At 40.7% G+C, this 23,601-nt stretch carries 21 protein-coding genes, 1 tRNA gene, 2 pseudogenes and 1 other annotated feature; of the genes and pseudogenes, 16 read left to right on the plus strand and 8 right to left on the minus strand.

Going from position 1 to position 23,601, the window contains the following annotated elements:
* Nucleotides 1-117: 117 nt before the first annotated feature.
* Entirely contained in the window at nucleotides 118-669 is a 552-nt protein-coding gene (locus V7K48_RS15570; protein ID WP_335073887.1) for a hypothetical protein, read from the plus strand.
* Complete coding sequence (locus tag V7K48_RS15575; RefSeq protein WP_335073889.1) at nucleotides 647-793, plus strand: hypothetical protein; 147 nt, start codon at nucleotides 647-649, stop codon at nucleotides 791-793. The genes V7K48_RS15570 and V7K48_RS15575 overlap by 23 nt, the downstream gene beginning before the upstream one ends.
* 5 nt (nucleotides 794-798) lie before the next feature.
* Here the strand turns inward: V7K48_RS15575 and V7K48_RS15580 are convergent, their stop codons facing one another.
* Together V7K48_RS15580 and V7K48_RS15585 are read right to left on the minus strand one after the other, a co-directional pair.
* Nucleotides 799-1,857, minus strand: coding sequence for a glycosyltransferase (locus tag V7K48_RS15580; protein ID WP_335073891.1), 1,059 nt, complete (start codon nucleotides 1,855-1,857; stop codon nucleotides 799-801).
* A gap of 491 nt (nucleotides 1,858-2,348) precedes the next feature.
* Entirely contained in the window at nucleotides 2,349-3,293 is a 945-nt protein-coding gene (locus V7K48_RS15585; protein ID WP_335073893.1) for a glycosyltransferase family 2 protein, read from the minus strand.
* Nucleotides 3,294-3,771: 478 nt separating this feature from the next.
* Here V7K48_RS15585 and V7K48_RS15590 point away from each other — a divergent pair, with 478 nt between their 5' ends.
* From V7K48_RS15590 to rplL, 10 genes and pseudogenes are all read left to right on the plus strand, one after another.
* Entirely contained in the window at nucleotides 3,772-3,960 is a 189-nt protein-coding gene (locus V7K48_RS15590) for a hypothetical protein (protein ID WP_335073895.1), read from the plus strand.
* A gap of 148 nt (nucleotides 3,961-4,108) precedes the next feature.
* Nucleotides 4,109-9,613 (plus strand): trifunctional serine/threonine-protein kinase/ATP-binding protein/sensor histidine kinase, encoded by a 5,505-nt coding sequence (locus V7K48_RS15595; RefSeq protein WP_335073897.1) that lies wholly within the window; start codon nucleotides 4,109-4,111, stop codon nucleotides 9,611-9,613.
* Between the two features lie 585 nt (nucleotides 9,614-10,198).
* Complete coding sequence (rplS, locus tag V7K48_RS15600; protein ID WP_334978399.1) at nucleotides 10,199-10,561, plus strand: 50S ribosomal protein L19; 363 nt, start codon at nucleotides 10,199-10,201, stop codon at nucleotides 10,559-10,561.
* Between the two features lie 153 nt (nucleotides 10,562-10,714).
* Nucleotides 10,715-10,787, plus strand: a tRNA-Trp gene (locus V7K48_RS15605).
* 344 nt (nucleotides 10,788-11,131) lie between these two features.
* Nucleotides 11,132-11,353, plus strand: coding sequence for a preprotein translocase subunit SecE (gene secE, locus V7K48_RS15610; protein WP_334978401.1), 222 nt, complete (start codon nucleotides 11,132-11,134; stop codon nucleotides 11,351-11,353).
* Nucleotides 11,353-11,994: a transcription termination/antitermination protein NusG gene (gene nusG / locus V7K48_RS15615; protein ID WP_335073899.1), complete on the plus strand. Its 642-nt coding sequence runs from the start codon at nucleotides 11,353-11,355 to the stop codon at nucleotides 11,992-11,994. The genes secE and nusG overlap by 1 nt, the downstream gene beginning before the upstream one ends.
* A gap of 6 nt (nucleotides 11,995-12,000) precedes the next feature.
* Nucleotides 12,001-12,426 (plus strand): 50S ribosomal protein L11, encoded by a 426-nt coding sequence (rplK, locus tag V7K48_RS15620; protein WP_273766606.1) that lies wholly within the window; start codon nucleotides 12,001-12,003, stop codon nucleotides 12,424-12,426.
* A 214-nt stretch (nucleotides 12,427-12,640) separates the two neighbouring features.
* A complete protein-coding gene (gene rplA, locus V7K48_RS15625; RefSeq protein ID WP_334978407.1) occupies nucleotides 12,641-13,354 on the plus strand; it encodes a 50S ribosomal protein L1 in 714 nt (237 codons plus the stop codon).
* A gap of 70 nt (nucleotides 13,355-13,424) precedes the next feature.
* Nucleotides 13,425-13,592, plus strand: a sequence feature (ribosomal protein L10 leader region).
* Nucleotides 13,593-13,654: 62 nt separating this feature from the next.
* Nucleotides 13,655-14,182: pseudogene (gene rplJ, locus V7K48_RS15630) on the plus strand (50S ribosomal protein L10); the annotation flags it as partial.
* 241 nt (nucleotides 14,183-14,423) lie between these two features.
* On the plus strand, nucleotides 14,424-14,816 hold the full coding sequence (gene rplL / locus V7K48_RS15635) for a 50S ribosomal protein L7/L12 (RefSeq protein ID WP_335073901.1): 393 nt from the start codon (nucleotides 14,424-14,426) through the stop codon (nucleotides 14,814-14,816).
* A gap of 240 nt (nucleotides 14,817-15,056) precedes the next feature.
* On the opposite strand, the gene V7K48_RS15640 is transcribed toward rplL, so the two are convergent.
* The gene (locus V7K48_RS15640) at nucleotides 15,057-15,302 is read right to left on the minus strand and encodes a hypothetical protein (RefSeq protein WP_335073903.1); all 246 of its coding nucleotides are present in this window, start codon (nucleotides 15,300-15,302) and stop codon (nucleotides 15,057-15,059) included.
* A 179-nt stretch (nucleotides 15,303-15,481) separates the two neighbouring features.
* On the opposite strand from V7K48_RS15640, the gene V7K48_RS15645 reads away from it, so the two are divergent.
* Nucleotides 15,482-15,616: a hypothetical protein gene (locus tag V7K48_RS15645; RefSeq protein ID WP_335073905.1), complete on the plus strand. Its 135-nt coding sequence runs from the start codon at nucleotides 15,482-15,484 to the stop codon at nucleotides 15,614-15,616.
* A 43-nt stretch (nucleotides 15,617-15,659) separates the two neighbouring features.
* Here V7K48_RS15645 and tnpA read toward each other — a convergent pair whose 3' ends face one another.
* The 3 genes from tnpA to V7K48_RS15660 all read right to left on the minus strand — a co-directional run bounded on the left by tnpA (nucleotide 15,660) and on the right by V7K48_RS15660 (nucleotide 18,848).
* The gene (gene tnpA, locus V7K48_RS15650; protein WP_335073907.1) at nucleotides 15,660-16,073 is read right to left on the minus strand and encodes an IS200/IS605 family transposase; all 414 of its coding nucleotides are present in this window, start codon (nucleotides 16,071-16,073) and stop codon (nucleotides 15,660-15,662) included.
* 84 nt (nucleotides 16,074-16,157) lie between these two features.
* Nucleotides 16,158-17,768, minus strand: coding sequence for an acyl--CoA ligase family protein (locus V7K48_RS15655; protein WP_335073909.1), 1,611 nt, complete (start codon nucleotides 17,766-17,768; stop codon nucleotides 16,158-16,160).
* A 441-nt stretch (nucleotides 17,769-18,209) separates the two neighbouring features.
* Nucleotides 18,210-18,848, minus strand: a complete 639-nt coding sequence (locus V7K48_RS15660) for a hypothetical protein (protein WP_335073911.1) — start codon at nucleotides 18,846-18,848, stop codon at nucleotides 18,210-18,212.
* Nucleotides 18,849-19,132: 284 nt separating this feature from the next.
* On the opposite strand from V7K48_RS15660, the gene V7K48_RS15665 reads away from it, so the two are divergent.
* On the plus strand, nucleotides 19,133-19,366 hold the full coding sequence (locus tag V7K48_RS15665; RefSeq protein ID WP_335073913.1) for a hypothetical protein: 234 nt from the start codon (nucleotides 19,133-19,135) through the stop codon (nucleotides 19,364-19,366).
* Nucleotides 19,367-19,566: 200 nt separating this feature from the next.
* Here the strand turns inward: V7K48_RS15665 and V7K48_RS15670 are convergent.
* Nucleotides 19,567-19,809, minus strand: a pseudogene (locus tag V7K48_RS15670) (Uma2 family endonuclease); the annotation flags it as partial.
* A gap of 583 nt (nucleotides 19,810-20,392) precedes the next feature.
* Here V7K48_RS15670 and V7K48_RS15675 point away from each other — a divergent pair.
* Nucleotides 20,393-21,427, plus strand: coding sequence for a methyltransferase (locus V7K48_RS15675; protein WP_335073915.1), 1,035 nt, complete (start codon nucleotides 20,393-20,395; stop codon nucleotides 21,425-21,427).
* Between the two features lie 580 nt (nucleotides 21,428-22,007).
* Here the strand turns inward: V7K48_RS15675 and V7K48_RS15680 are convergent.
* Complete coding sequence (locus V7K48_RS15680) at nucleotides 22,008-22,190, minus strand: CsbD family protein (RefSeq protein WP_335073917.1); 183 nt, start codon at nucleotides 22,188-22,190, stop codon at nucleotides 22,008-22,010.
* 429 nt (nucleotides 22,191-22,619) lie between these two features.
* On the opposite strand from V7K48_RS15680, the gene V7K48_RS15685 reads away from it, so the two are divergent.
* Nucleotides 22,620-23,507 (plus strand): TIGR02587 family membrane protein, encoded by an 888-nt coding sequence (locus V7K48_RS15685; protein ID WP_335073919.1) that lies wholly within the window; start codon nucleotides 22,620-22,622, stop codon nucleotides 23,505-23,507.
* Nucleotides 23,508-23,601 lie beyond the last annotated feature (94 nt).

Below are 23,601 nucleotides of genomic sequence, written 5' to 3' on the forward strand. Positions count from 1 at the left end.
AATCTATCTTAAGATATATATTAATTTAATTTTTTAGTAGAAAAAATATAGAATTCCTATATTTCCAGTTAAGATCATTTACTGCTGAAATCACCAGGCTATTTAGAGAAATTTATTATGCTACAGTTATTTATCCGCAGCCCTTTTAATGGTTTTGCCACGTTAACGATTTGTGTCTTGTCGGCACTCACTATTCCGAACTTTGTGAATCTGCACAAAGCCGAAGCTGAATCCATAACGGATTGTTGTAAATTGGTGACAGGCACGTACCTCACGACAAACTCTGGTGACTTCGGTTCGTTTCGTGGGATTACAACGTTCACCGAAGATGGCAACATTTTTGCCACTGCTTCAAACCAAAGTGGTGTTCCCTCTGTCCAACCCTATGGTGAGACACAGGGCAGTTGGAAGTGTACCTCAGACAGAGAGATTACCGCCACGACACTCGACTTCAGTTACCCAACAAGGACATTACCCGGTAGAATTGCCAAAACCGATTCTCGTGCGACATTTGATGCGAAAACTGGGATAGTGCAAGCAACAGCAACACTTCGGTTCTTCAATCTAAACGCAAATCCGCTCAAAGATAATGCCCCGGTAGCATACCCTGCCCAATTTAGCGCCAGGTGCTGGAATCATTCCATCAGTGCCACCAGAGAAAGCGGATAAAGATGGGCCGATAAGAGTGGCTGGTTCTTATACCGCTATTCCAGAATCAACTAGCGTTTTGAGTGTACTGCTCTTTGGTGCTTTAGGCGTAGCTTTAAAACTAAAGCGATCGCTACACTGTTAACACTTTTACTCTGTAATTAACTCACGATACACTACCAGTATTTCCTGATGGACGCGGGCAACACTCAGCCACTCTAGATTTTGATTTGCCCGCTGTTTCCACTCATGCAGCATATCAGGATTACTCAGTAATTGCACTAAAACCCCAGCTAAAATATTACTATCTTTTACTGGGACTAAAAGACCTGCTTGCCCATTGTCCAAAGCTTCAGGAATCCCATCTACCTGAGTGCCAATGATCGCAGTTCCAGCTTCCCTAGCTTCCGAAAGTACCAGAGGGCAAGGGTCACGATGGGAAGCCAACACAAATATGTCACAAGATATGAGATAGCATTGAGGTTCAGCCTGGAAGCCTTCAAAATGAATGCGTTCTTTTACAGAAGTTGCTTGTGCTTGTGCCTCAAATAGCTGTTTATCAGGGCCATTTCCTACCAAATAAAGGTGCACTTGGGGAAAATCTGAGGCAATTTGTTCAAAGGCAGCGATTAACTCAGTGATTCCCTTACGTTGATACATCCCGGCTACGGTGGCGATCGCTGGACGGTGTAATGGTAAAGGTTGATAATCCTGTATTTGTCGCGTGCGGGGACTGCCCAAAGTTCCGTTGCATACCACCCGCAACTTGTTTTTTGATATACCGCGCTTTGCCATAGAATCTCGCACAGCTTTGCTGACAGCAATTACTCTATCAGCTAAACCCATCAGCAGGCTGGAACGCTGAAATTCGTTGTGGACTGTAGAAACTAAAGCATACTTGTGCCGTTTAAAAATGCGTGCTAGTATGACTCCTGTCATCATATGTGCATGAACAATATCCGGCTGAAATTCTACTGCGATCGCTCGGTAACGCATAGCCGCTTTGATAATACTTATCGGTTTCCTGGTTTGGTCTAGTTGGTAGTGCTTGACGCCATAAGTATTTAGTAATTTTTCGTATTCACCACCAGCAGAAATAACCGCTATTTCATGACCAGATTTTGCCTGTAAACAAGCAAGATCCACAGCCACATTCACAATACCGTTACCTATTTCTTGAACGTGGTTCAAAATATGTATGATTCGCATAATCTTTGAGATATGTATAAAAAATCAAGATAAGTAACTGAGTGTAAATCAACATACAGCCTATTGCAGGTAAATGAAGTAAACGGGTAGGGGCACAACATGTTGTGCCCCTCTGACAATCTGTATCTCACCTTGGTGTAGCCTAAGAAGAGAAGTTGCAATCTGCTGTAATTATTGAGGTCTTTAGCGACAACTCAAAAGTAGTTAGTAGTGCGTAAAATTGACCACTAGCTACTGACTAAGAGCGCTTCTAACCAGTTACTTAGCTTAAAGACTTATTCAGTAACGGCTCGATAAATCGGGGTAAAACTCCAAAATTCTGAAGACTGAATCTGCTATTTCAGTCCTTATAGCCTTATTGTTGTAGAAAAAGATAAATATTATCGAATTGAAATTACAACTTATAATCCCTCCTTTAAACAAAAGCAGGCAATATTTTTTCTAAATGGTATAAATTGCAATAGTAAAAACTATCGTCAACGTTTAAAAAGCTATGACTCAATCAATACAAGTTTACGAACCTCAGAATTTTGTCCTTGAGAGCGGCGTGATGAGGCAGCAGTTAGCAAAAACTTCCAAGACTGAGGAGAAAGTATAGATGGATCTATCATTGAAAGAAAACTCTTGAGATTTTTTTGCTTCAGTGCTACTAAAATCCAATGAAGTTTCAGGTAATTTTTTATATCTTGAAAGACGGGAATCTTTGAGCGATGTTGGTCATTTACCAAGGCATAAATTTTCTCCTTCATCAAAATATTTGTAGCCAACCGCCGAGACAAAGAAAACTTCTGATTATACGCACCGGGCCAGATAGTCCGGTAAGCAAGACACTGATTGAAGAAAATAGCATCGCCAAACTGAGCAATCCTAATCCAGGAGTCGATGTCATCACAGTTAGCATCAAGTGTGGAGTCCCAACCACCAGTTTGTAGAAAAGCATCACGCCGGCAAGCTACTTGTACAGGCGTACCAAAGGGTACAAGTTCTAAGAGCATACCGTAGTGAATATCGGCTTGTGGGACATAAAAAGCTAATCCGGGGCCAACTTGGGGGGTGCGACTGAGTTCAACTTCATTGCCATCCACCTGAGCCGCCACACAAGAGCAGATTACAGCATCGGGACGCAGTGCGATCGCCTTCGCCATCTCTTCTATACAGTTGGGTGCTAAATAGTCGTCATCATCTAAAAACTTAATCCAGTCGCCGCTAGCTTTGGCAACTCCAGCATTTACCGTTGCTGCATGGCCAAGGTTCACTTCGTGACGATGGTAAACAACCTTGTCCCCTAAGCTTTTGACATAGGTTTGGGTATCATCAGATGAACAGTCGTCGGCAATAACCACCTCACACTCAATCGTTTGGTTACGAGCCGAGTTAATTGCTCTTTGCAACAGGTTCAAGCGATTATAGGTACTGATGACGACGCTAAATTTCATAAATTTCACCCCTGTGGTACAGCATTCTGCAATATAGCTTTGAACTCTAGACTGTTGTATCAGTAAAATTATCAATCCAGCAATTCTCCTTATGGGAATAATTATCACTACCACTTAGAATAATGATGTTGCAAGTTAATAGGACTTACGCAAGAACTCTCTGAAACTTTTATTTTTCCGTGTCGCGCCAGTTGCAACTCCTGCGGGGAGACGCGCAAGAGACAAGTTTCTTAACTGTAAGGGCGCACTGGCTTCTCTGCGGTAGCCTGCGGCAAGCCGCTTCTCTACGTTCGCGCAGCGTGTCGCAGACAGACGCTCCGCGTAGCTTGCTTCTCCGTAGGAGTATGCGTCTACGATTTTCCGTTACCTGTGCGTAAGTCCTGGTTAAGTAAGTAGGTCAAATTAAATTTGCAGAAGTTCAAGCAAATCCCAACTGGATTAACATTCAAATATTAATTGAAAATGAAATGATCAAGGGATGAGTAAATCGGTAAAACCAAAAAAATTTGACCATTTATTTACTACTAAATCTGTCAGTAAAGGAACGGGTTTAAGATTGGCGATCGCTCGTCAAATCGTTGAAAAAAACCACGTCAGAAAATTGAGTGCTAACTCTATTATCAGTGAGGGGATAGAATTTGTCATAAAAATCCCAGTACCAGTATAAGTTATTATTCATTCTCTTTGATTTGTGAGAATTGAAAGTTACAGATTTTTGACAACTTTTAGGAAGTCGGGGATCTTGTCTCTAACGAATGATTAAGTAGAACTATCTCTGGGAATACTAAATCTGAAAGTCTTCAGGATTTAGCTGTATGGTAAGTACTCTAGCCAGTATTCCCGGATATCAAGTAAGTGAACAACTCTACAATGGTTCTAGAACCCTAGTGTATCGGGGTTATCGAGAGACTGACCACAAACCTGTGGTGATTAAACTGCTGAAAAATCCATATCCGGGTTTTAGCGAATTGGTACAGTTTCGCAATCAGTATACCATTGCCAAAAATCTCAACTCACCCCTAATCATCGCCACTTACAGCCTAGAACCCTGCCAAAATGGCTATGCATTGGTGATGGAAGATTTTGGAGGGATTTCTTTAAAAGATTATTTCATCTCTGTAGAGACGCAATATATCGCGTCTCTACAGGAATTTTTGCAGATAGCGATCGCACTCTGCAATACCTTAGATATTCTCTATCGAGAGCGGATTATTCATAAAGATATTAAACCCAACAATATTTTAATTAATCCCGAAACAAAAGAAGTTAAATTAATTGATTTTAGTATTGCATCTTTACTACCACGGGAAACTCAAACCCTAATCAATCCCAATGTGTTGGAAGGGACACTTGCATATATTTCCCCAGAACAAACAGGAAGAATGAATCGGGGGATTGATTACCGGACTGACTTTTATTCAGTCGGGGTCACTTTTTATGAATTACTCACTGGAGTTTTACCCTTTCAATCCAATGATCCGATGGAATTGGTGCATTGTCATATTGCGAAACTTCCACCCTCCCTTCGGGAAGTCAAAAGTCAAAAGTCAAAAGTTAAAAGTGAGGAGATTCCTCAAGTTTTGGGTGACATTGTGATGAAACTCATGGCAAAAAATGCTGAATACCGCTATCAAAGTGCCTTGGGACTGAAGTTTGATTTAGAAACTTGTTTAGAGCAGCTACAAGTTTCTAGTGAAATTAAGAGTTTCCCAATTGCCCAACGGGATGTGTGCGATCGCTTTATCATCAGAGAAAAACTCTACGGTCGAGAAACCGAGGTAGAAATCCTCCTGCAAGCATTTGAGCGAGTTAGTCTTGGTGCAACTGAAATGATGTTGGTAGCAGGTTTTTCTGGAATTGGGAAAACAGCAGTTGTCAACGAAGTTCATAAACCGATTGTCCGCCAACGTGGTTATTTTATTAAAGGGAAATATGACCAATTCCAGCGCAACATCCCCTTCAGTGCCTTTGTCCAAGCCTTCCGCGATTTGATGGGGCAATTGCTCTCAGAATCAGATGCACAACTGCAAGTCTGGAAAAGCAAGATTCTGGAAGCCGTTGCCGACAATGGGCAAGTCTTGATTGACGTAATTCCTGAATTAGAAAAGATTATCGGTAAACAATCACCAGCAGCAGAACTATCAGGAAGTGCTGCCCAAAATCGCTTTAATATGCTCTTTCCAAAATTCGTGCAAGTTTTTACCAGTGCTGAACATCCTTTAGTAATATTTTTAGATGACTTGCAATGGGCAGATTCCGCATCGCTGAATTTGCTACAATTATTGATGCAAGAGATAGGATATTTATTAGTATTAGGTGCTTATCGAGATAATGAAGTTTCGCCCGTCCATCCATTTATCTTAACAGTGGATGATATCGTCAAAACTGGGGTAACAGTGAATACGATTACTTTGTCATCATTAAGCGAACCAGATATGAATCATTTGGTGGCAGATACGCTCAATTGCGAGTTATTTATTGCCGAACCATTGACCAAATTGGTGGCTCAAAAATCCCAAGGTAATCCCTTTTTTGCTATACAGTTTCTTAAGGCATTACATGATGACAAGCTAATTAGTTTTGATTGGGAGATTCAATATTGGCAGTGTAATATTCCTCAAGTCAAAGCCTTAGCAATTACAGATGATGTAGTGGAGTTTATGGCACTGCAATTACAGAAATTGCCGAACGAGACTCAGAATATGCTCAAACTGGCAGCTTGTATTGGAACACAGTTTGATCTGGTGGCTTTAGCGATTGTCTCAGAAAAATCCTTAGAACATGCAGCGGCTGATTTATGGAAAGCGTTGCAAGAAGGGTTAATTATTCCGAATACAGAAATATATAAGTTTTTTATTGAGTCTGACAGTGCCTCAGTTTCTGATGTAACAGCGAATCCGACTTATAGATTTTTGCACGATCGCGTTCAACAAGCAGCTTATTTTTTGATTCCTGATCACCAAAAGCAAACAGTCCATCTCAAAATTGGACAGTTACTTCAGCAAAACTTTTCAGAAATAGAACGAGAAGAAAAATTATTCGATATTGTTGGACATTTGAACCAAGGACAAGCATTAATCAATCAACCAAAGGAACGGCAAGCCTTAGCTCAACTCAATTTCAAAGCTGGCAGTAAAGCCAGAAATTCAACTGCCTATGCCGTCGCCAGAATGTATTTACAAACTGGAATCGATCTACTAAAGGTGGATTGTTGGCAAAGTCAGTATAATTTGACCCTAAATCTCTATGTCGCGGTCACCGAAGTCAGCTATTTGAATGGTGACTTTGAGGGTATGGAACAGATGGCAGCACAGGTGTTGCAGAATGCCCAGACGATTTTAGACAAAGTAAAAATTTACGAGATTCAAATTATCGCCCTGACTGCCCAAGGCCAGATGTTAGAGGCGATCGTAGTTGGCAGAGAGGCTCTAGCACAATTGGGGGTAGAACTCCCAACGGAAGTAGACGAAGCCAAAATTGACGTAGCCTTACAAAACCTGAACCATCAACTAAGCGGCAGACAGCTTGAAGAACTGGTTGATTTGCCATTGATGAGCGATCCCACATCAGTGGCAGCAATGCAACTGTTAGGAGTATTAGTTGGCACGATATCGCAGGGAAATCGGGGTTTACTGCCTTTCTTAAGCACAACAATGGTACGTTTATCCCTCCAGTTTGGGAATGCGCCAGCATCTATGGTGGGGTATGCTATTCACGGGATGTTGCTGTGTGCTGTTTTCCAAGATGTGAAAACGGGCTATAAATTTGGTGAAGTCGCATTGAATTTACTAGATCGATTCAATCTACCGGAACTCAAATCCTTAGTTCTATTCTTGTTTGGGTTATTTATTCAGCATCGGCAAGAAGCTTTCTTGGCAGTAGTACCAACCCTGAAAGCTGGCTATACGGCAGGCATAGAAACTGGCGATTTTCTCAACGCTGGCTACAACATAGGAGTTTACATAAATACTAAATTTTTCGCTGGAGGAGAATTAGACACCTGTGAAGTTGAAGCAGCCAATTACAGTGCTGTGATGGCACAGACAAAACAATATTCTTCTCAAGCCTATTTAGATATACAGCGGCAGGTGCTGAGAAACCTTAGGGAAACCGTGAGCCAACCAGATTGCTTAGTTGGAACTATCTACAATGAAACGGTGATGCGTCCTAAGCACCAGCAGAACAATGAATTAACTCCGGTCGCAGTTGGCTACATCTATAAATTATTGCTTGCATACATCTTTGGTTATTACAAAAACGGATTAGAATACATCGCTCAAGCCAAACTCTATCTGTTTTCGGTAGGAGGCGGGATTTCTATTCCCATTTTCCATTTCTATGGCGCTTTGACGCAATTGGCAATCTTCCCCATGCAGTCAGAAACTGAGCAAGCGGAAATTTTGGCTCAGGTAGAAACCGATCAAAGCACGCTGCATCAGTGGGCGCAAAATGCTCCTATAAATTATCTGCATAAATGGCATTTAGTTGAGGCAGAAAAGTGTCGGATTTTGGGCAACAAAGCAGAGGCGATGGAACAATACGATCGCGCCATCGCCCTCGCCAAAGAAAACCAATTCCTCAACGAAGAAGCCCTTGCCAACGAACTTGCCGCCAAATTCTATCTCGATTGGGGCAAAGAAAAAGTTGCTCAAGCTTACATGACTGAGGCGTATTACTGTTATGCCCGATGGGGAGCATTAGCCAAGGTGGTTGATTTAGAAACCCGTTATCCCCAACTACTCGTAACAATTTTGCAAAAACAGCAATCATCTTTCAACCCGACAGAAACGATAATTCCGATCTCCTCTCATCCGATCCAAACTTACACCTTCAGTAATACTAGCCTCTCAGAATCCCTCGATCTGGGGACTATTCTCAAAGCTTCTCAATTTTTATCGAGTGAAATTGAGTTGGAGAAATTACTCTCGACCCTACTTCAGGTGATACTCAAAAATGCCGGAGCTGATAAATGTGCGTTGCTGATGCCAAAAGGAGATCGCTGGTTAATTGAAGCCCTCTCCCAACTCGAACAACCTGCCATTGTCTTGTGTTCGCTGCCCTTTGACGATCATCAAACAGTACCTGTTGCCCTGATCAATCGGGTCAAAAATACCCTCACCTTGGCTGTGATTGAGAATGCAGTAGTTGAGCCAACGCTAGCGGCTGACCCTTATATGCTGCACCACTCACCCAAGAGTATTCTCTGTACGCCAATTCTCAACCGAGGTAAGTTGATTGGCATTTTATACTTAGAAAATAACCTGACGGTGGGAGCGTTTACGCGCGATCGCCTAGAAATTTTGCATCTATTAATGTCCCAAGCAGCAATCTCCTTAGAGAATGCGTGTTTGTACGCAGAACTAGAAGACAGGGTGAAAGAACGCACCCAAGCATTAAACCAAAAAAATGACCAATTGCAAACCACTTTAAAAGAATTACATCGCACCCAGATACAGATGGTGCAAAGTGAAAAAATGTCGGCTTTGGGACAACTGGTAGCAGGGATTGCACATGAAATTAACAACCCAGTTAGCTTTATTTACGGCAACCTTCACCCGGCTGATGAATACACTCAAAAATTAATTTCACTGTTAGAACTCTACCAAAAACATTACCCCCAATCAGTCAAGACAATTGAAAAGTTTACAGATTTAATTGAACTAGACTTTTTGAAGTCAGACTTACCCCAATTATTCAAATCAATGATGATGGGAGCAGAGCGGATTCGAGGGATTGTACTTTCTCTGCGGACTTTCTCACGCTTAGATGAAACGGAAATGAAAGCGGTTAATATACATGAGGGAATTGATAGTACGATGGTGCTCATCAATAGCCGCCTCAAGCCTACTGACTGGCGCCCCCAAATTGAGGTGATCAAAGAATATGGCAATATTCCGTTGATTGAATGTTATGCTGGGCAGTTAAACCAGGTATTTTTGAATATTTTAGTGAATGCGATCGATGCTTTAGAAGATTCGGTGGTTAGAGGTCGGTGGGCAACGAAAAAACAAGCTCTGATGGATAATCCCCGAATTTATATTCGCACCCAATTACCAACGCCAAATCAAGTCACAATTAGCATTGCCGACAACGGACTGGGAATACCAGAAGATGTTAAAAAGCAACTATTTAATCCCTTTTTTACAACCAAGCCCGTTGGACAAGGTACAGGGATGGGGCTGGCTATTAGTTACCAAATTATCACAGAAAGACATGGCGGTTCTTTAGAATGCGTTTCGCAACCAGGAGTTGGTGCTGAATTTATCATTTGCATTCCCCTGATTCAACAACGTCAGATTTCTAATACCAAATTACTGTGAAGCTGCATGAATCCATGAAAGGCTGCAAGGCTTATGATCTAACAGTTTTAGCTTTCTAATTCTATGCAACTTCATACAAAATTGGTATAACACTTGATCTGATTGCTAACTCAGGAGTGAAAGTCTGAGTCAAATAATCCCTAATTTTTGAAGTGTCAGCAGCAGGGCTTCGAGTTGTGAGCAGCCCAAGAGGATCTTGTGCAGCCCTATTTTACATCAGGGTAAGTTACTTGGTGTATTGTACTTAGAAACTAATTTAGCAGCTGGAGCATTTACCAGCGATCGCTCTTCGGAAGCGTGCTTGTTTTTGCCTGTACGCTGATCAGGAAAATCTTCCCAGATTAACCGATAGGATTGTACTATTTCGTCGAAATTCCTGGCTGATTAAAAAAAAGCCCCTACGCTTACAAATTAAAGAGATACAAAAACCATACCTTTAACTGAAAATTTTGGATAGTTCCGGTTCTTTAGAATAATCATTATCAGAATGAGAATTGCTATCATCAATCCCAATAAGTAGACTGAAAGAGGATTATCGATTTATGATTGATGATTGGGAGTTTTTTTTTAGCAGACAGAAAGACTATGAACGCTCAAGAGATTATCCGCTCGATTGAAGCGGAACAGAAAAAATCGAATCTGCCCGACATTTATGTGGGCGACACAGTAAAAGTGGGAGTGAAAATCAAGGAAGGCGAAAAGTACCGTGTACAACCCTATGAGGGAGTAGTGATTGCCAAGCGTAATGGTGGCATCAACGAAACTATTACAGTCCGTAAGGTTTTTCAAGGTGTGGGCGTCGAGCGGGTGTTTCTGTTGCATTCTCCCCGGATTGACAGCATCAAGGTATTACGTCGCGGTAAGGTACGCCGTGCTAAACTGTATTATCTCCGCGATCGCGTAGGTAAGGCAACCCGAATCAAGCAACGGTTTGACCGCCCTTTGTGATTCGTCCTGCAAAAGTATCGGAGAAATCTCAAGCCTCAAGCGGCATCTGCCGCTGACTTGTCCCCAAAGGTAAAATTGAGGTATGATCTAAATCGCATATTGCGTTAAACTGAAATTTAGTTCAGCGCAATAACTGAATCAAAAACAGCTTGTGCGCTCTTAGTTCAGTTGGTAGAACGCAGGTCTCCAAAACCTGATGTCGGGGGTTCAAGTCCTCCAGGGCGCGCTCAAGAGCAAAAAACAAAGCCCGAAATAATTACGCAGCTGCTAATATAGCAGTTAGCGCTAATAATTTCGGGTAAACTTATTGTATTTGCAGTTGTTTTGCTTTCAGTTAAGTAAAATAGAGTCGGAGCTGCAAACCAGGGCGATCGAATTTTAGATTTTGGATTTTGGATTGATAAGAAATTTAAAACCGACAACCCAAAATCTCAAATTAAGCGCCTATGCCTTAAAGCATGGGGTAAATCTAAAATCCAAAATCGTTCGACTCAGCGTAGCCGTTCGCGTAGCGTTCCGCAGGAAAGTCCAAAATCCAAAATTGAGTGACAAACGGAGGGATAAACGGTCGTGGCCAAAAAAAGTGAAGCAGAATTGCCAGAAACCACAAATGGGTTTAGCCTTGGCAACTTCATACAGGGAATTAGAGAAGAACTTGAGAAAGTAGTCTGGCCGAGTCGGAAGCAGATAGTGAGCGAATCCGCCGCTGTGTTGTTAATGGTGGCACTCTCCGCATCTTTGATATACTTGGTCGATGGATTATTTGGTTGGGCAGCAAAACAGGTGTTCTGATGACTTTTGCAACAGACGAACCTCGCAACTCCACGTTGCAGTCGGAGGAAACAGGAGAAACAGCAGAAGCAGCGTCAAAAGAAGCACGCTGGTATGCAGTGCAAGTAGCCTCAGGCTGTGAAAAGCGTGTAAAGACTAACTTAGAGCAACGCATTCAAACTTTTGATGTAGCTGACAAAATTGTCCAGGTAGAAATTCCACAGACGCCAGCGGTAAAAATCCGCAAAGATGGCAGTCGCCAGCATACAGAAGAAAAAGTTTTCCCTGGCTATGTGCTGGTACGGATGATGATGGATGATGATACCTGGCAGGTGGTACGAAACACCTCTCATGTAATTAATTTTGTCGGTTCAGAACAAAAACGTGGTAGCAGCAAGGGTCGCGGTCATGTCAACCCCATACCACTGAGTTCTTCAGAAGTAGAACGCATATTCAAACAAACCAGCGAACAGGAGCCGGTTCTTAAAATTGACATGGCTACTGGTGATAAGATAATGGTGCTTTCTGGTCCATTTAAAAACTTTGAAGGCGAGGTGATTGAAGTCTCTCCAGAGCGGAGTAAACTCAAAGCCTTGCTCTCCATTTTCGGCAGGGATACACCAGTAGAATTGGAATTTAATCAGGTAGAGAAACAGAGCTAAATACAAATGGCAAAGAAAATAGTAGCGGTCATTAAACTGGCCCTGAATGCTGGAAAAGCCAATCCAGCGCCGCCAGTGGGGCCCGCCTTGGGTCAACATGGCGTTAACATCATGATGTTTTGTAAAGAGTACAACGCCAAAACCGCAGATCAAGCTGGAATGGTGATACCTGTAGAAATTTCGGTTTTTGAAGACCGAAGTTTTACATTTGTCCTCAAGACGCCACCAGCATCAGTACTGATTCGGAAGGCGGCGAAAGTTGAAAAAGGCTCGAATGAACCCAACAAAAAGAAGGTTGGGTCAATTACCAAAGCACAATTGCAAGAAATAGCCCAAACGAAACTCCCCGATCTTAATGCCAACGACATAGACGCGGCAATGAAGATTGTGGCAGGAACGGCTAAAAATATGGGCGTAACAGTCACGGATTAAAAAAGTTATGAGTCATTCGATTTTAGATTTTAGATTTTAGATTTTAAATTTTTTTTAATCCAAAATCCAAAATTCCAAATCTAAAATTGGCAGAGTTATGAGTTTTAAATTAGTAACTCCTGATTCCTCACTTTTAACTTCCTACTCCAAAATCTAAAATCCAAAATTGTATCGGGGGAGAGGCGAAGCTTCGGAATTACCCCAGGAGAAAAAAATGGTAAAAATATCACGTCGTTTGCAGACGCTGCAAGCAAAAGTAGAAGATAAGGACTATGAACCCCTAGAGGCTTTAGCCCTTCTCAAAGATACAGCAACAGCTAAATTTGCTGAAGCTGCTGAAGCGCATATCCGGCTGGGAATTGACCCTAAGTATACAGACCAACAGTTGCGGACAACGGTAGCACTGCCTAAAGGTACAGGACAAATCGTCCGGGTGGCGGTGATAGCCAGAGGCGAAAAGGTAAACGAAGCAAGCAACGCTGGTGCTGATATAGTCGGATCAGAAGAACTGATTGACGAAATCCAGAAAGGTAGAATGGATTTTGACAAGCTGATTGCGACACCCGATGTGATGCCACAGGTGGCAAAGCTGGGTAAGTTGCTTGGTCCGCGTGGTTTAATGCCATCGCCCAAGGGTGGAACCGTGACATTTGATTTAGCAAGTGCGATCGCAGAATTCAAAGCTGGTAAATTAGAATTCCGAGCTGATCGAACTGGTATTGTCCATGTTATGTTTGGTAAGGCAACCTTCTCGCCTGAAGATTTGTTAGTCAACCTGAAGGCATTGCAGGAGACGATTGACCGTAACCGTCCTTCAGGAGCTAAAGGTCGTTATTGGCGCACATTTTATGTGTCAGCCACAATGGGACCATCAATTAAAGTTGATGTTACTGCTCTACGAGATTTGAAACTGAGCGAAGCTGGTTAATAAGAGTTATGAGTTATAAGTTAGAAGTTAAGAATAAAACTTCTAACTCCTAACTACTTGCTCCTAACTTTAAATTAAATAGGCAAAGCCGGAGACAGCAGGTGCTAATAGCTTAATATCCTGCCGAGGTTAAAACTCTAATTGTCAGAATTACCACCTATAAAGGTGTGATGACTATGGCATCAGGAGTCTTACTACTCAACCCCGGCTAAATTAGTCGGGGTTTGTTGTTTGGGTTCAGGTTTAGAAGAAACGTACAAGTAGGGCAATCACCGATTATTTTAAGGAGGTGAGATTGGAATGGGTAGAACAATAGAAAATAAAAAAGAGATAGTAGCTGACCTCAAAGTTACTTTGAGTGAGTCAACTCTGGCACTGGTAATTGACTATCAGGGGCTAACAGTTTCTGAAATTACCGATTTACGGCGACGACTGCGTCCCAGTGGCACCGTTTGTAAGGTGACGAAGAACACCCTAATGGGCATTGCCATTAAAGATGATGAAAAATGGCAGCCTTTGTCAGAATTGCTTAATGGTGCTTCCGCTTTTTTGCTGGTAAAAGAAGATTTTTCATCGGCAATTAAGGCATACCAAGAATTCCAAAAAGTCACCAAGAAAACAGAACTTCGTGGTGGTGTCCTGGAAGGTCGTCTACTCAAAGAACCTGATGTCAAGGTACTGGGAGACCTACCATCTAAGGAACAACTCATAGCCCAAATTGCTGGAGCTATCAATGCTTTGGCAACCAAGATTGCTGTGGGTATCAACGAAGTTCCTGGTTCGCTGGCTCGTGCTTTACAGGCTGTGTCCGACCAAGAGCAAAGTGGTGGTAGCACCGAAACCGCTGCTGTACAAGATAGCAGCACTGAAACCGCTGCTGTACAAGATAGCAGCACTGAAACCGCTGCTGTACAAGATAGCAGTACCGAAACCGCTGCTGTACCAGATAGCAGCACCGAAACCGCTGCTGAATAGACTTCGTGGTTCATCAGTCAAGAGTCAAGAGTCTATAGTTAAAGACCAATGACAAATGGCTAAATAAATAATCAAAATTACAGGAGTTATATCAATGTCTACTGCAACCGATCAAATTTTAGAACAGCTAAAAACCCTTTCTTTGCTGGAAGCTTCTGAGTTAGTCAAACAAATTGAAGAAGCTTTTGGCGTAAGTGCTGCTGCACCTGTTGGTGGCATGATGATGATGCCTGGTACTGGTGGTGCTGCTCCTGCTGAGGAAGTTGTTGAGCAAACCGAGTTTGAAGTGATTCTCGAATCAGTCCCAGCTGATAAAAAGATTGCTGTACTGAAGATTGTCCGCGAATTGACCGGTTTGGGTCTGAAAGAAGCGAAAGACTTGGTGGAAGCTGCACCCAAGGCAGTTAAAGAAGGTATTGCTAAGGATGCTGCTGAAGATGCTAAGAAGCGGATCGAAGAAGCTGGCGGTAAGGTGACTGTTAAATAGTCACAATTCTATTACTAGTTTTTTATTAAGGAGTCTGAGTCAGGCTCCTTTTTTTATTAAGGTTTTTGAAAAAATCAGGACTTATATCATGTCCGGTTGATTACCCATAGTTAATCCTGTCAGGTGGCAACAGTTACTTGAGGCCACCAGTAAAAATTTGTTAAACCCCGAACTAAATCTTTCTGTTCAAGCAACTGTTTGCAGCGATTAAATACAACTTCCTCCACCTGATCAATATCTTTAAATGAACGGGAAAGCAATTGGTTCATTTGTAAGTGGCCAAAGTCTCTCGGCAGGTTGAAGTTCCGGAAAGTGAGATGGCATTTCGATAATATGGATACCTTGTGGAATCTCAAGTTTTTTCGCGGTATGCCATCCAGCTTGGTCAAGAGCCAAAACGATTTGTTTTTGATTACCGACATCAAAATGTTGAGCGCATACTGAATCGTTAGAACAAAGTTTTCCCAACTCTAGGGCAACATTCAAATGTTCTTCAAGTTGATTCCCTATTTGTACAAGTCCTCCTAAAGTCCCCTCAGAACCGGGAGAACCAGTATATAAAAGGATGCCATAACCTGCTTCACTGGCATAATGCGTTCACGAATTGAACTAGCAGCATAACCACACTCCAAAGACACTGCTGTAATCAAGAGGTGTGATAGGGAATGCAGCATAATATAAGGAAGTCCAGGGAAAATGGCTTTTTCAATGGGAATGCCTTTGCGATCGCACTTCGGCAGATGTGGTTGTTACAAGTTTTGCACTCAAAAGATTATCACTCATCTTTTTTGTTTAACTAATTATGATATTTGCATTTCTATAAATTAAAAATCAGCAGAAATACTATAAAATTTTAACCTTTCCTAAATGAAGATTAGTTGTTCCTTGTAGATGATGAGTTTTTTGATTTTTGACATAATTAACAGCTTGTTCAAGTTGCTTACTACCCAAAAAAAATACACCATATTCTTCCTGCCAAGCGAATTTATTTGATGTAGTGGTAAGGGTATAATTTAAATAGTAAAAACTACTTTCTTTAATGTTTTTCATAAAGTCTGCAATTGCCATTGTCAGGGGAATAGATACAACTAAATGAATGTGGTCTTCCATACCGCCTATTGCATGGACTATACAACGGAGAGCATCTGATTTCCCAATCATGTAATCATAAAGGTCAGGTTCTTTCTGGGGCATAATTAGCGGTTGACGTTTTTTTGTTGCCCAAACAATGTGATAATAAAGTTGCCACAAAGACATATTTTTGGATGATTAATATTTAACTACATTTACTAAATTGCCTATATTAGTGAAAAAATTGGCAGTGATTTTACAATATCGTAACTAACTGCCATAAATCCTCTTTTCATAACCTATCCATTCTTTCTCCCGTAATAGATACTTTTGAATTTTACCAGTACTAGTTTTTGGCAGAATAGTAAATTCAATAGTCGTAGGGCATTTAAAAGCAGCAATTTGATGGCGGCAAAATTGGATTAATTCTTGTTCTGTAACTTGCACGTTTTCTCTGAGGGTAACAAAGGCTTTTGGCACTTCACCACGCTTGGCATGAGGTACAGCAATAACTGCACACTCTAACACGGCTTCATGGCGGTAAAGACATTGTTCAACTTCAATACTGGAGACATTTTCCCCATTCGTAATGATGATATCTTTCATACGATCGCGCACCTCAATATAACCGTCAGGGTGCATTACTGCTAAATCACCGCTATGAAACCATCCTCCTCTAAATACCCATTCGGTTGCTTCTGGATCATTATAATAGCCTGTCATCACCATATTTCCTCGCATCACCACTTCCCCCATTGTTTGACCGTTCGCCGGGACATCATTCATCTTTTGATCTACAACTCGCAAACCATCTGCACCAATATAAGGTACGCCTTGACGTGCCATAAGTTTTGCTTGTTTTTCAATATTTAAATTATTCCAATCTGATTGATATTCACAAACAGTATATGGTCCATAAACTTCTGTTAAACCATAAACGTGAATAATTTTTGCGCCAATGTTAATAATTTTTTCAATCAATGTCGGTGATGGTGGTGCACCTGCTGTAGTGATAGTTAGAGGTTTTGCTAATAATTGTGGACAGTCTGGATGATTCAGGAGAGAAAGTAAAATTACAGGTGCAGCATTTAAATGAGTTACTCCAAGTTGTTGAATTAACTTCCAGATATTACCGGGGTTAAACTTACGCAAACAAATATGAGTACCACCGATAGCAGTTACCGCCCAAGTAAAACACCAACCATTACAGTGAAACATGGGCAGAGTCCATAGATAAACTGAGTTAGATGTTAGTGTTGTTTCAATTATTTCTCCTAAAGAGTTAATATATGCACCGCGATGAGAATACATTACACCTTTGGGTTTGCCAGAAGTTCCACTAGTGTAATTAATAGAAATCGTATCCATCTCATCCGTAATTACCCAAGATAAAGGAGTGAGGTTACCAGTTTGGAGAAATGCTTCATAATCCTCTCCATCTATAGGTTCAAATCCTTCAACATCGCTGATATTGATTATATACTTAACAGTTTCTAGACTATTTTTAATAGGTCGAATTATATTTGCTAACTCTGTATCAATAAAGAGAAATTTAGCACCGCAATCATTTAAGATATAAGCAACTTCTTTGGAAGCTAAACGAGTATTAATAGATACTAAAATTCCACCTATTAAAGGCACAGCAAAATGAGCTTCCAGCATGGGTGGAGTATTGAAACAAAAAAAAGCGACGCGATCGCCTTTTTCAAGTCCAGCATGATGCAGTGCTGAGGCTAGACAATTTATCCGCTCTGCAAATTCCTTGTAAGTGAAGCGTTTTTGATTATATATAATAGAAACTTTATGACTATAGACTTTAGCATTACGTTGAATAAAAGTTAGAGGTGTAAGAATGCTGCGCTCAACTGCTTCAAAGTTCATGGCTAATGCTAACAGTAATTATTTACTGCATGAGCATACCATACGGTCATGCAGCAACTATCTCTCTTTGATCAGTCTGGCACTTGCCAGAAATAAAATGCCCAGATGATTGTACGGAGGATAACAGCTTAACTAGATTCGTGACAAGTTGCAGAAGGACGGACATCATTGCAACCCCAGAATTAAGCATCTGTATCTACAGGAAAAGGTAATTAGGGACTGATAACGGTGATTGATCACCAAAACAGGACTCAGGAGTCAGAATTCAGGATCAATTTTGTATGAGTAGTGAATAAATAAACTAGTTTAAACCCCACCAATCAATTCTGATTTGGTGGCTTCTGGCTTAATGAGTTTTTCTTCAATGAGCCGCCACACCAAAATATTAATCCTGTTTTTATTTATATCCGAGTTGATGAAGAAGGATTTTGCTAAAATTGATTACTGCTCAAGTGAAATATTGGCAGAGTAGATATGCCATCTACGCTGTTGTGGAGTTGAGCCAGGAACGTTATTGACTCGTCGCAGTTTATAACTACCATGAAATCGCTGTGGAGTCCCATTGCTAGTAACAGCAGTAACAGTAACTGGAATTTCAATATATAGGGAGCCTGCCGCTCCTTCTAATGAGCCTGGTTTTCCAACCTCTTCGACAACAGATACGGTGTTAGCAAAACCTTGCTTGAACTCCTCAAACGACTGTTTGCTGGCAGATCTATCTCCATCCCAAGCCAAGTAAGCTTGTTTATAGTCTTGACGGGCAATAGCATCGTAATAATCATGAATAACTTGGACAGCTTGTTGTTCCAACGATTGGGAATTCGCAGAATTTTGTGTGGGAGAGACAGGTGGAGAAGTTGGATTGGACGTATCCGAAAGATTTGCAACTGATGGGCGATTGGCAGATGGTAATTGTGATTTAGCAGAGTTATTGCAAGCGGTGATGACCATTGCAAGCAAAGTGGCTCCAATGGCTCTAAAGTGTTTTTTTAAAAAGTTGATTTTTGACAAAGCTATCTCCTGACAAATCTGCTCTTGTAGTTTGATAAATACAGCATACTGTAAATTTATTTTATCCAAAAATTGACATTTTTAAATGAATATGCTATATAAAGTCGAAATTACTTTAGTATTTTCTATTTCTGTACATGGGGTACAGGGAGCGAAGTATCTTGTAGTAATACTGCCATTGCCAATGCAGCACTATATCAAAGGACGATAATCAGAGATAGACATACTTGCAGCAAAGGTTGTTGCAAGCGATTTCATAGTAGTATTACCACCCAATCTCAGCCAAAAGATAATTCAAAAAAATGTCTTCCAATAGTGAATCATACATCGAGTATGAAGCCAGATTAAATAAGATGATTCAAACAAGAAAATTAAAACCTGAGTATAAATCTTTGCTTTTAGAAATAGCTGAACTTGGAGATAAAGCTTATAGTAATGGTCTTATTCTTGGACTGGGATGGGGTGAAGATGGTAATAATACTACTCTTGATGAATACGAAATAATGGATGCAAGCGGTAATTTTTTATATTTAACCTTATCAGAAACACGCGACTACCTTCAGGATTTAATTGAATATTTAGGATAAGTTATTAAGTATTTTGCCTGGATTACTTGCTGCTTGTAAAAGTTATTTTAGCGTTCGCAAAATACGCTCTGTTGAATCAATAAATACTACTTTAATGCTAGCTTAAACTGCAACTAATGGATTTTCTTCTTTGATAATCTCAATTGATTGCTAAAAGTTTGCTTGATAGAGAGAAGATTTATTTGTTTCTTCTAAATAAACGGTTCTGGTTCCAAGTCGTTGGGTAAGGTGATAGGCTTGGCTTGACGTATTGTGGCACGCTTACCTAACAAATCCGTTAGATACTCTGTCGATTCATGACTACAATAAGCATGGGGTTCCCCTTCTGGCGACATTTCGACAATTTTTCCCTTGAGTAATTCAACTTTGCGATCGCTCAAAATGCCAGCATCAATCATGCGGTGATATTCGTCAATCGTCCACTTAGCAACAATAACAGTCATGACGATTGATTCCTCCCAATAATTCTTGATATTTTCCTATTTTAAACGTACTTCAAAGGAAGCCACGCCGCTAGCGCGTCTGTGCCCGTGTAGCCCAGACTTACGCAACAAAGTGCAATCTAATTGACAAAAAGGGTATTAATTTTTATTGAAGTTTAATACTTGTATAAGACTAGTATTTGATTTTTGCTCCTAATCGCTGTCTGGCTTAGGTGATAGCCGATTTACACTAGCTCCACCAATATTTACCTACTTTGACCCATATACCTAATTTACAACTATTTGAGCCTTAACCCAAGCGTATTGCTTTATGAACACCTAAGCTAGTTATAATTTTACATAACTAGTACAGCGCGGCGGAAATAAACAATCCATTTCAAATTAACGAAACGTTTACGCTGTATTTCTTTTTACTTTTGAATGAGTGACTTTTGACTTCCACCTTGCGGTACTAGTTACCTCAATCTAGGTATTAAAGGGCTGTGTCACAAAGCAATCGCTTTGTGCTTGCTTTGCAGCTATCGGTATTTGTGGTATAAATAAAAATTTCTTAATAAATTAATAAATAACAAGGTAACTTTAGATGAAGTTGACAATCAAGGCAGAAAACATTTTAGAGGCGATCGCACTCCAGAGCCGAAAGGAATTGCAATTTTTGCTCTTAGGAATGCTGGGCATGGGAGTAAGTCAAGCATTAATAACTGCCATCCGATTAAATGTGTTTGATGCTCTGCGAGAGAGTCCCAGGACGGCTTCTGAATTGGCGACTGCCATGAATTATGACTTCCACGGGATGCAAGTTTTGCTGGAAAGTCTGGATGGTTTTGGTCTGATCAAGCGGCAAGGTCAGCAGTACCGACTTACTCAAGATTCTGCTCGTTGGCTGACAAAATCAGGTGGGCTAACTCAAGACTTCTTACGATTGGGTGGCGATATTGCTCAACAAATGATCTTGTTGGAAAAGGACATTCGCACTGGTGAAGTTCCCAATTTTCATTTCAATCCTCAATCTGTAACTTGTTTTGCAAACTACTACACCATGCTCAAAAGCAGCGGGCAGCAGATTGCACCAAATTTGCTCAAGTGGGCAAAGTTCAATCCTCCACCAAAGCGGTTACTGGATATAGCAGGTGGACCAGCTGAATACAGTATTGCGTTTTGCCAGAAGTATCCCGACTTAAAAGCTGATATCCTAGATTTACCCAATGCTATCGAAGTAGGATTACCTCAAATTCACCAGGCAAAGTTAGGCGATCGCATTCAATACATTGAAGGTAATTTATTGGATACTGATTGGGGTAATAATTACGATGTTGTATTTCTCTCCAATATTCTTCACTGCCTCACAGCACAACAGTGCGAAATCGCGCTCAAAAAGGCATTCCAAGCGCTGCGATTGGGCGGAACTGTGCTAATCAATGATTTATTTCATCCTGGCGAGCAAGGAAAACTTTCCTCTACCACTAGTTTGTTCTCCCTAATCTACTATGTTACGTGTGGTGGACGTACTTGGTCACAACCGACAATTTTAGATTGGCTAACTCAAGTTGGGTTTTATAAAATTCGTACACGTAAGTATGGATTCGCTTTGCTTGTGTCAGCAGTCAAACCTAATTAAATTTCGGCTTTAGCATAGACTATTGAATATTCTAGTAATTGACGAGAAAAGACAAAAGAATATTATTGGATAAATAGCTTTTTTAGGAGGATTTGAAAGCTGATTATTAATCTTACATAATTTATTTTTTTGAGAGTTACTCAGGAGTCAAAATTATAATTTGGTATTTTCCTTAAATGGAATTTATTGATCCTACCGATTTAAGTGCAGAATATAGGTTTAAACTATGATTTTAGGTATCGTAGGTGCTGTGATCGGATAAATTTTAGTGACTCTTTTACAAACAGAAAGATTTCAATTAACTGATGACACGCCCTAGTGTCCCCGGTGTAATTATTGCCGTCATTGGTGCAATAATTGTCATCTTTCTCTGGAACTTATTAGCTAATCGTGCCAGTTATTAGTTGAATTAAATCCCTTAAAACATCAATGATGGTTAGAACCAATTCCTTAGTAATTCACCCTTTCAGATTTTACGTAAATAAAAAAACTCCACTTCCTAAAAGTTAGTGGAGTAATTAATCTTAGACTATCAGTAATGAATCATCGTTAATATTACTATTTGCACTGCACAGCGAAATTAGTCTAAAGATTTCTTAAGTTCGTCTTTAATGTTTTCTACAGTGTGATCAACTTGGGCTTCAGCTTGCTTTGCTTGTCCTTCAGCTTTATCTTGGGGATTACCGGTTATTTCACCCACAACCTCTTGGATTTTTCCTTCAATATTTTTTGCAGTAGCTTCTACTCTTTTTTCAGCACTCATGATTTTTATTTCCAGCTTGTAGTTTATTAACCTATTACATAAACTAACAATAGTGTATTCTTATTTACTTCCATCAAGCGATAGAATAATCTGATGGATTATATTAACCTAAGATAGATGCGGAGTGCGACACAAGTACACAACGTCAAAAAATCTGAACATATGTATGGATAAGATATATTATATATATTAAAAAATGACTTTTTCCCAAATAAATGAACTTTAATATCAATTCTATGTGAGGCTGCACATTAACGCCCTCAGGCTCGAAGACTTGGGGTTACAGAATAGAAAGCCTGCCTAGCCGATTGAGGGGGATGCTGGGTGTAGCTTGCTTCCCAAAGGGGTACTGCTTCGCAGGCTAATTATATGTATCTTCAGAGATTAGTATAAGTCAAAGCAAATTTTCAACAAAAGGAAAGTAAAGGAGTGGCAACAAAACGTCAAAAAAATGTATGGAAGAGTGAGATTAATGACATCATTCGGGGTGCTTGTGGAGGTTTTTTATTTGGCATCCCTTTACTGTACACAATGGAGGTTTGGTGGGTTGGATCACTGGTAAAACCACAACTAATGATGATGGCGATCGCATTGATGTTTATTGTGGTTTTTTTGCTTAATCAGACAGAAGGCTTTCGGAAACGCAGATATAGCTGGCAAGCTCATCAAGCCGCAATGGATACCGTACAAGCGATGGCGATCGGACTAGCTTGCTCTGCCTTTGTGCTGCTACTATTGCGAGAATTGACGCTAGAAACATCCCTAAAGGAATCTTTAGGTAAAATCATCTTTGAAAGTGTACCCTTCACTCTCGGTGTAGCATTAGCCAACCAGCTTTTGGGAGATACCAGAAATGGCAATGCAGAAGGAGAAGCAACCGATGAGCTAAACAGTACAACCAAAAACAAAGGGGATGAGTTACAGTCCACCTTCGCCGATGTGGGTAGAACCCTGATTGGTGCAACCATAATTGCATTTAACATCGCTCCAACAGATGAAGTTCCTATGCTTGCAGCCGCAGCCTCACCACCTTGGCAGTTGGCAATGATCGCTACATCTTTACTAATTTCTTATGGCATTGTATTTCAGGCAGGTTTTTCTGACCAGCAAAAGCGTAAACAGCAAAAGGGAATTTTCCAACGACCATCGAGCGAAACCATTATGTCCTACCTAGTGTCACTGCTAGCAGGCGCTTTTATGCTGTGGTTCTTTCAAAAGTTAACTTTTAGCGACCCTTGGACAATGTGGTTAGATCACACATTGATGCTGGGGTTACCTGCGACTATTGGCGGTGCAGCCGGAAGGTTAGCAATATGACTAATACCAATTCAATGTGAAGCTGCATAGAATAGAGCTTCCAGGATAAAGTTATAAGAAGAGACAGAAATTACCTGCTCAAATGTAAGTTGGT

This window comes from Nostoc sp., from assembly GCF_036919615.1.
In the GTDB taxonomy this organism is placed as follows: domain Bacteria; phylum Cyanobacteriota; class Cyanobacteriia; order Cyanobacteriales; family Nostocaceae; genus Nostoc.

Excerpts from the sequence above, each read along its gene's own strand:
- V7K48_RS15570 (WP_335073887.1), top strand. The coding sequence starts at position 118 with ATGCTACAGTTATTTATCCGCAGCCCTTTTAATGGTTTTGCCACGTTA.
- V7K48_RS15580 (WP_335073891.1), bottom strand. The coding sequence starts at position 1,857 with ATGCGAATCATACATATTTTGAACCACGTTCAAGAAATAGGTAACGGT.
- V7K48_RS15585 (WP_335073893.1), bottom strand. The coding sequence starts at position 3,293 with ATGAAATTTAGCGTCGTCATCAGTACCTATAATCGCTTGAACCTGTTG.
- V7K48_RS15590 (WP_335073895.1), top strand. The coding sequence starts at position 3,772 with ATGAGTAAATCGGTAAAACCAAAAAAATTTGACCATTTATTTACTACT.
- V7K48_RS15595 (WP_335073897.1), top strand. The coding sequence starts at position 4,109 with ATGGTAAGTACTCTAGCCAGTATTCCCGGATATCAAGTAAGTGAACAA.
- rplS (WP_334978399.1), top strand. The coding sequence starts at position 10,199 with ATGAACGCTCAAGAGATTATCCGCTCGATTGAAGCGGAACAGAAAAAA.
- nusG (WP_335073899.1), top strand. The coding sequence starts at position 11,353 with ATGACTTTTGCAACAGACGAACCTCGCAACTCCACGTTGCAGTCGGAG.
- rplK (WP_273766606.1), top strand. The coding sequence starts at position 12,001 with ATGGCAAAGAAAATAGTAGCGGTCATTAAACTGGCCCTGAATGCTGGA.
- rplA (WP_334978407.1), top strand. The coding sequence starts at position 12,641 with ATGGTAAAAATATCACGTCGTTTGCAGACGCTGCAAGCAAAAGTAGAA.
- rplL (WP_335073901.1), top strand. The coding sequence starts at position 14,424 with ATGTCTACTGCAACCGATCAAATTTTAGAACAGCTAAAAACCCTTTCT.
- V7K48_RS15645 (WP_335073905.1), top strand. The coding sequence starts at position 15,482 with ATGCAGCATAATATAAGGAAGTCCAGGGAAAATGGCTTTTTCAATGGG.
- tnpA (WP_335073907.1), bottom strand. The coding sequence starts at position 16,073 with ATGTCTTTGTGGCAACTTTATTATCACATTGTTTGGGCAACAAAAAAA.
- V7K48_RS15655 (WP_335073909.1), bottom strand. The coding sequence starts at position 17,768 with ATGAACTTTGAAGCAGTTGAGCGCAGCATTCTTACACCTCTAACTTTT.
- V7K48_RS15665 (WP_335073913.1), top strand. The coding sequence starts at position 19,133 with ATGATTCAAACAAGAAAATTAAAACCTGAGTATAAATCTTTGCTTTTA.
- V7K48_RS15675 (WP_335073915.1), top strand. The coding sequence starts at position 20,393 with ATGAAGTTGACAATCAAGGCAGAAAACATTTTAGAGGCGATCGCACTC.
- V7K48_RS15680 (WP_335073917.1), bottom strand. The coding sequence starts at position 22,190 with ATGAGTGCTGAAAAAAGAGTAGAAGCTACTGCAAAAAATATTGAAGGA.